The 6,501-nt window shown below is 32.7% G+C and carries 7 protein-coding genes; all 7 read right to left on the bottom strand.

The genetic code is table 11. The features are described from left to right. On the bottom strand, window positions 1-358 hold a 358-nt coding region (locus Q1K78_RS16770), incomplete at its 3' end, for a hypothetical protein (protein WP_300181514.1). A gap of 16 nt (window positions 359-374) precedes the next feature. Continuing rightward, window positions 375-1,010: an acyltransferase gene (locus tag Q1K78_RS16765; protein ID WP_300181512.1), complete on the bottom strand. Its 636-nt coding sequence runs from the start codon at window positions 1,008-1,010 to the stop codon at window positions 375-377. Between the two features lies 1 nt (window position 1,011). Then, a complete protein-coding gene (locus tag Q1K78_RS16760) occupies window positions 1,012-1,665 on the bottom strand; it encodes a CatB-related O-acetyltransferase (protein WP_300181510.1) in 654 nt (217 codons plus the stop codon). Beyond that, a complete protein-coding gene (locus Q1K78_RS16755) occupies window positions 1,643-3,487 on the bottom strand; it encodes a hypothetical protein (RefSeq protein WP_300181508.1) in 1,845 nt (614 codons plus the stop codon). Before Q1K78_RS16755 ends, Q1K78_RS16760 begins: the two co-directional genes overlap by 23 nt. 34 nt (window positions 3,488-3,521) lie before the next feature. Beyond that, window positions 3,522-5,018, bottom strand: a complete 1,497-nt coding sequence (locus tag Q1K78_RS16750; protein WP_300181506.1) for a polysaccharide biosynthesis protein — start codon at window positions 5,016-5,018, stop codon at window positions 3,522-3,524. Further along, window positions 5,015-5,566 carry an acyltransferase gene (locus tag Q1K78_RS16745; protein ID WP_300181504.1) on the bottom strand — a complete coding sequence of 184 codons (552 nt, stop codon included), beginning with the start codon at window positions 5,564-5,566 and terminating at the stop codon, window positions 5,015-5,017. The genes Q1K78_RS16750 and Q1K78_RS16745 overlap by 4 nt, the downstream gene beginning before the upstream one ends. Further along, window positions 5,563-6,333 carry an oxidoreductase gene (locus tag Q1K78_RS16740; RefSeq protein ID WP_300181502.1) on the bottom strand — a complete coding sequence of 257 codons (771 nt, stop codon included), beginning with the start codon at window positions 6,331-6,333 and terminating at the stop codon, window positions 5,563-5,565. The genes Q1K78_RS16745 and Q1K78_RS16740 overlap by 4 nt, the downstream gene beginning before the upstream one ends. Window positions 6,334-6,501: the final 168 nt, after the last annotated feature.

Here is a 6,501-nt window from a genome sequence, read left to right as displayed (position 1 = left end):
AAATTATATCCCGAAATATTAGGAATCTCTGCGTAAATAACATGCGTTGACCCTGATCTTTATTATTTAATCTTAATTTTCGCATTATATCAGGCGTTAAATACCCACCTCGAATTATAAATATGGCATCGAAATCTTGATTTTTAGATACAGAAAGAATTTTATTGATGTGTTTATTTTCAAAATAACGCTTGAGCTTACCACTAAATTTTTGTAACAACCTATAGGAAATAGATTGATTCATCTCAGAAATAAAGGTGACATTAGCACCTAATTTACTCATTGACCGTATTAACTCATGATGATAGTTGTAAAATTCAGGGGCTATGAACAGCACATTTAAAGAGTGTAATTTCATAAAAATCCTACTTTATTTAGGAATCTAATTTTGTATTAACGTCATTAAGAAAATTACCATTAATATCAGTTCGCTCCCATTCACATGACGTTGAGTTATAGCGTTTTACAACTCTTGCAGGCACACCAACAGCAACACAATAATCTGGAATATCAGATGTTACAACTGAATTTGCACCAATGATACAATGCTTCCCTATTTTCGAACCAATAACCGACACACTTTCACCTATCCAACTATTACTTCCTATTGAAACAGCCCCTTTAAAATCTACAGGTTGTTCAGATATAGGGGAGCCTACATCAGTATACCTATGTACATTATCAGAAATATAAACCTTATCAGCTATGAGTACATTAGACTCAATGATTAACTTATCTATAGCAACAATATGAGAAAATCGTCCAATACAAGCCCCTTCTTTTATATCAATATTCGGAGTATGGTTTTCAGTTTTAAATGCAAGGAGCCAACATTTCGAATCAATCGAGACATTATTACCTAAAGATATATATTCAACTCCCTCAATAGTATCAGGCTGATAAACGGAGACCCTACTACCGAAAAAGTTGAAGTTTTTTGAAAACAGAAGACGAAATAAATGCCGACTAATATATCTTCGGCACTTTTTATAAAATTGAAATGAAATCAAATTACTTATCCTGATTCAAGGCAGTTAATAACTTACTCGGCTGTATAAATAGAGGTGTCAATAAAGCAAGCTGTTCATCATCAAGGTCCCACCATTTAGAGTTTACTAATGCAGTCCTGATAGGCTCTTCAAACCTCCATTTAAGGTGAACCGAGGGACAACCACCCACTATACTATAAGGTTCAACATCCTTCACAACAACAGCACCAGCACCAATAACAGCACCAACACCAATATGAATACCTGCTTTAATTATCGCGCCTTGACCGATCCATACATCACTATCAATAATCGTTTTAGGGCAATTTTCTTCATAGCTGACTTTATCCGTGAAAAAATATGGTAACGGCTGTGAGTTATCATAGAAAATTGGACTAGTGCTAACCATATTGAGAGGGTGACTTGCTAAACCAATAGTTACATTACTTGCAATAGAACAGTATTTCCCAATGCACGTAGACGATATAACTGAATTCTTTTGTATATAAGACCTATCACCTATATTAGAATTAACGATTGTTACATGTTGAAATAATACACAGTCGTTTGAAATAAAACTTTGTTTATCGACAGTAACACCATTATATATAACACAATCAATAAATCTTCTTTTTAATAAAAAAAAATTTATTCTACCTTTTAGCCAAGTTAACATCGTCACCCTCCAATAAGGTATGGATATAATCTAAGTTCCGCTGTAAATTATTGCCATCAAGAGGCCCTATATATTTTTCCATAACCCCTCGATTTAAAAATGCATCATATCTTTTGTGAGATTTTTGATAATCATAAAATGCACTAATTAAATCTTCAATATTGGTAACTGTAACTAGCTCAGATTTATTATCAAAAGGAGGAGGCATCTGCTCACAATCTTTTTTATAATATAAAACAGGTATTCCTAAGCATGAGGCTTCAAATAGTGTTTGAGAATTAATTGAAATATAAAAATCAGCTTGCTTTAATACTGTCAACATTGCTTGGTTATCTATAACATCATCAACTAGATCAGGGAAAAACTCTTGAATAAATTGAGAGTACTGTTTCTTATAACCGTTCGGCCTAACTTTAATAATGATAGATATTTTTTCTCCATCATCCTTAACTTTTTTCAACGCAGTTAAGACATCAAACATAAAGTCAAATTCAATTGCAACATATGAGTTTAAGTCGATAGGACTGAAACCTGATGCCCCGATAACAATGGTTGGATTTGTCCTTTGTATTTTTTTTGCCTCAACTAAAGGAGGGTACATATCCATTCGAGGATCACCGAGTGTGACAATATTATTCATTCCTTTAAAATAATTTTCTTTAATGCTAACTGAATAAGCATTAATAACAGAAGCGTATTTACTATCGTCAGAATACGCAGCCCCAATAATTCCATTGATGATTAAATAACTAGGTATATTTCTTGTTCTACATACACAATCAAATAGTGTAGGAACCAGCCCAATATTCGCAATAAGAATTTCGAGATCGACTCGATTTGAATCGAGATATTTAATAGAGCAGTCTAAGATTCGTAACTTTTCATTAATTGCACTTTCAACTCGACTCTCTATAATTTGATACATAAAATCAGTCATATCAGAGCCGTCATCAAAAGTTAATCGGGCTTCTCTTTCTGAAGTGAAATGAGAAAGAAGCTCGCTCGCCATGGGGTCGTACTTTGATAGTTTGCCATAGATAGGCAGAAGACGCTCAGCAGCATTATCAATAAACTTCGAACCTCGTGAAAAATTACCAAGCAGCACCTTCACATTATCTTGATCACGCAAGCTTGAAATTAACGCTTTGGTTGGATGATATTCTTGAATAAATACCGTTCTTTTATTTTTTCTAGTCGTTAATATATCAAAGTATGGTACTACTAATCCAAAAAATGCAGTTACTAGATTTCTGCATTTATATAAAAACCCACGGATACCCGTTGCTCGAATTCTCTCATCCAGATATTTAGCAATAGGAAAAAAATAATGCTCTTTCTCAGAGGAAGTCCATTCTGAACGTAAGAATTCAATACCAACATACTCAAGGATGATTATCATCATCTTATCATCAGATGATACCATAACACTTTGAAAGTCAATTTTTTTCAATAAAGATAGGCAAAGGTATAATTTTGAGTAATAAACGAGATCATTCCAAATATCCAATCGAAAAGAAAAACCAAAAGGAACCCCTTTAAAGTTAAATATATCTTTACCATTAGAGTCTAAATGCCAATTTTTGAAAAAATCGAATACTCGATAATTATTTTCATCCATTCGATCAGAATCTACTAAATGATCAGTATATCTCACCTCTCCACCTAGATTCTGAATAGACTTATACAGTCCTAGATCATAAGTTAAAACAAGATCCACTTCTACATCATAACTATTGACGTGCTTACACCAAGAGGAATGGTTATCAACTATAAATATTCGACGGTAACTTTCTTTTAATGGTGGGATACTATTTATATTCATAAAACTCTACTATTGCTTAATGACAATTTAAGGTCTAACCCTTTCTTTTTAATGTATTTGAAAGTGTTGTAAATAATTGTTGTCTACTCACTCCAATGATTGAAGGGGAAATAAAGATACATAAGGCACCAAAGAATGAATAAACAATACCAGTCACAATAAAGTTAATTTCTAAACTGCTCTCTATATTGATAACTTTAGAAGAAACGTAGGCAATAATACAAAAAAATATAACGGTGTAAATCTGATGATATAAAAAACTAAGGAAACTTAATTTTAGCTTTTTTATGTTAAAAAACAACTGAAAATTTACCCCCAACAGCTGAGTTAGCACCATTTTCCAAGCAAACCCTGCTGCCCCATATTCAAGTTTATATATAAACAAATAACTAAAAACAAGACCTACTAGAGAAGAGAGTAATCCTATATTTCTATATTTCACTGTTTCCTCTGTAGCAAAAAATAGTGAAGCATTAATTTGACCATAAGTTTGATGTAAAGGATAAAAAGCAAGAATCACAAGTGCAAAATATGCATCTTTAAATCGTTCATCAGTAAATATACTTAATAAGTTTTCAGCTTCAAAAACAATAAATACACTAAAGTATGCAGCTATAGCATATAACATGGGAACATAACGTTGAAATAACCTACTTATTTCAACTAAATTATTTTCTGCAAATGACTTTGAGAATTCACGTGTGATAACAGGCGTCATTGCGCTAGTAAACAAAAAACACATTGCTGCAATTGAATATGCAAGACCATAAAAGCCTGTTTCTATTGAACCACTTGTATTTTGTAATAACCAAATATCAAAAATACCTATGCTAATTGCAATGCAGTTAAATAGAAATAGAGGGGAGCAAAACTTATAGAATTCATAACAAATATTCTTATAATCCGTTTTTACAGAAAAAACAGACGCACTTACGATCCCCTTATTACAAAACAAAAAACTTAATACAAAGATAAATGAAACCAATGATAGAAAATGAAAGTAATAATAAAAAGACAAATCAAATGGGAGGTAGTTAATAATATAGAGCAAGGCACCAAGCATTAATAACTTATGGATGATTTTAATTAGCTCTACTGAGACTGTTAAAGCGTATGCATCTGATATTTTTATATATACTTGAGTGAACCAAGTTAAAAAACCAAACCACAGTCCTAAATAAATATAATCATTTGGTATTCCTGATAAAAAAAACTCAGAATACCCTAATTGTTTAATTAAAAATACAAATAGACATAGAATAGACAACAATAAAATAGAGAAAAATGAATAAACTTTTATTAATTCTTTACGGCTATTTTTTGCAGACAGTTTTGTAAAGAAACCAATAGATGTACTGGCATCAAAAAAAGCAACCAATTGATTAAAGAATTGCTGTAAGAAAGTAAATTGCCCATAAACAATAGGTCCTAATGCTTTAGGTACAATCGCAACTAAGACTGCATTTATAATACCAGTAACAATATTTGCTAATAACTTTATTGCATATCTTTTCTTTAGACTATCAGTCATAACAAATTTTTTATTACTTTAGCAGGGTTACCTGCAACAATCACTCTATCAGGCACGCTTTTAGTGACTATGCTTCCAGCTCCTACAACCGAATTTTTACCGATTGTCACTCCGGGTAATACCACCACGTTAGCACCAAGCCAGCAACCTTCTTTTAATACAACTGTTTGAGCAGGACTATGCCCTTGGTCTATTATATTTTTATTCGCTAAATCGAAACGATGATTACCAACATAGATATGCACTCCAGAGCCTAACATAACATTGTTTTCAATAATGACGCTGCCGGCATCACCTTCTCTTGGATCTGCAAAAATCATTGTATTAGGTCTAATAATAACATTTTCACCTAGATATATTTTTGAGCAAGCAATCGCATAAGCTCCTGCTCTAAACTCTGCACTGTCTGGGAAGTGTTTAAATTTTTGCTTACAAAGCAATTGCATTGTTTTCTTGAAATACAAACGCCAATGCGTAAACGGGCAATCAGGGCCTAACCTATCACTATAGATATCAAATTTTCGTTTATTAAGAAGCTCTTTAATCATAATGAAAAACCGTCATCTACAACTATGTTTTGTCCATTCACATATTTACTCATATCACTAAGCAAGTATACCAAAGTGCCTTGAAGGTCATTTTTATCTAACATGCCTTTATTCAAACATTCCTTCTGATATGCTTTCAAAAAAGCTTCTGGTTGGTTATCAAATATTCCACCAGGGCTAAGAGTGTTAACTCGGATATTCAGTCCTTTAAAGTACTTTGCCATGTACTTTGTGAGATGTATTAATCCTGCTTTAATGGCGGCATATTCAACAGGCATTGTCATAGTAGTATCATTATACACGTCAAATTTAGGTGCCATAACTCCATATATTGATGAAATATTAATAATATTACCAAAGCCTTGCTTCTTAAAATACAAAGCAAATTGCTGTGAAGTTGTAAAATACCCTCCCAAATTCATTCCTGTATTTTCTACAAAATCATCATACTCAACATCAAAAAAGTGTCGAGCATATTGCTTATTACGCGGATAAGCATTATTCACTAAAGCGTCAATCCTTGCATATTTGCCCTGTAATATTTGAATTGCATTTTGCAGTGAGTCTTTTGAGGTTATATCGAGTTCAACAAAATCAATATTCGTTGAGTTCAATTCCTCTTGTAAAACATTTTTAATTTGAATACCTAATTTAAGGTTAATGTCTGCAATAATAGCAGTACCGCCATTTGCGACAACGGCTTTAACAAAAGCTTGTCCAATTAATCCTGCACCACCCGTAATAACAACCACTTTATTTAATAACATTTTTTATCCTCAAATTAGCTTGTAAGCAGATAATTGTACGGTCAACTTAGCGATTTCCTAACCGTTGGCCTTGGTATGATCCATTCTTGATACCTTGGACCGGCGTTGTTGACCAAATCAGCTAGAGGTTTGATCATCCCCATTTTGCTGAAAATCTAAATACTTGTG

Origin of the sequence: uncultured Aliivibrio sp., assembly GCF_946479765.1 — a bacterium.
Taxonomy (GTDB): domain Bacteria; phylum Pseudomonadota; class Gammaproteobacteria; order Enterobacterales; family Vibrionaceae; genus Aliivibrio.
The sequence above is the reverse complement of the archived record's forward strand: the minus strand, read 5'-3'. Positions and strand labels throughout refer to the sequence as shown.

What these genes read in the sequence shown, in the direction of transcription:
- Q1K78_RS16745 (WP_300181504.1), bottom strand. Translation starts at nt 5,566, where the DNA reads ATGATTAAAGAGCTTCTTAATAAACGAAAATTTGATATCTATAGTGAT.
- Q1K78_RS16760 (WP_300181510.1), bottom strand. Translation starts at nt 1,665, where the DNA reads ATGTTAACTTGGCTAAAAGGTAGAATAAATTTTTTTTTATTAAAAAGA.
- Q1K78_RS16740 (WP_300181502.1), bottom strand. Translation starts at nt 6,333, where the DNA reads ATGTTATTAAATAAAGTGGTTGTTATTACGGGTGGTGCAGGATTAATT.
- Q1K78_RS16755 (WP_300181508.1), bottom strand. Translation starts at nt 3,487, where the DNA reads ATGAATATAAATAGTATCCCACCATTAAAAGAAAGTTACCGTCGAATA.
- Q1K78_RS16750 (WP_300181506.1), bottom strand. Translation starts at nt 5,018, where the DNA reads ATGACTGATAGTCTAAAGAAAAGATATGCAATAAAGTTATTAGCAAAT.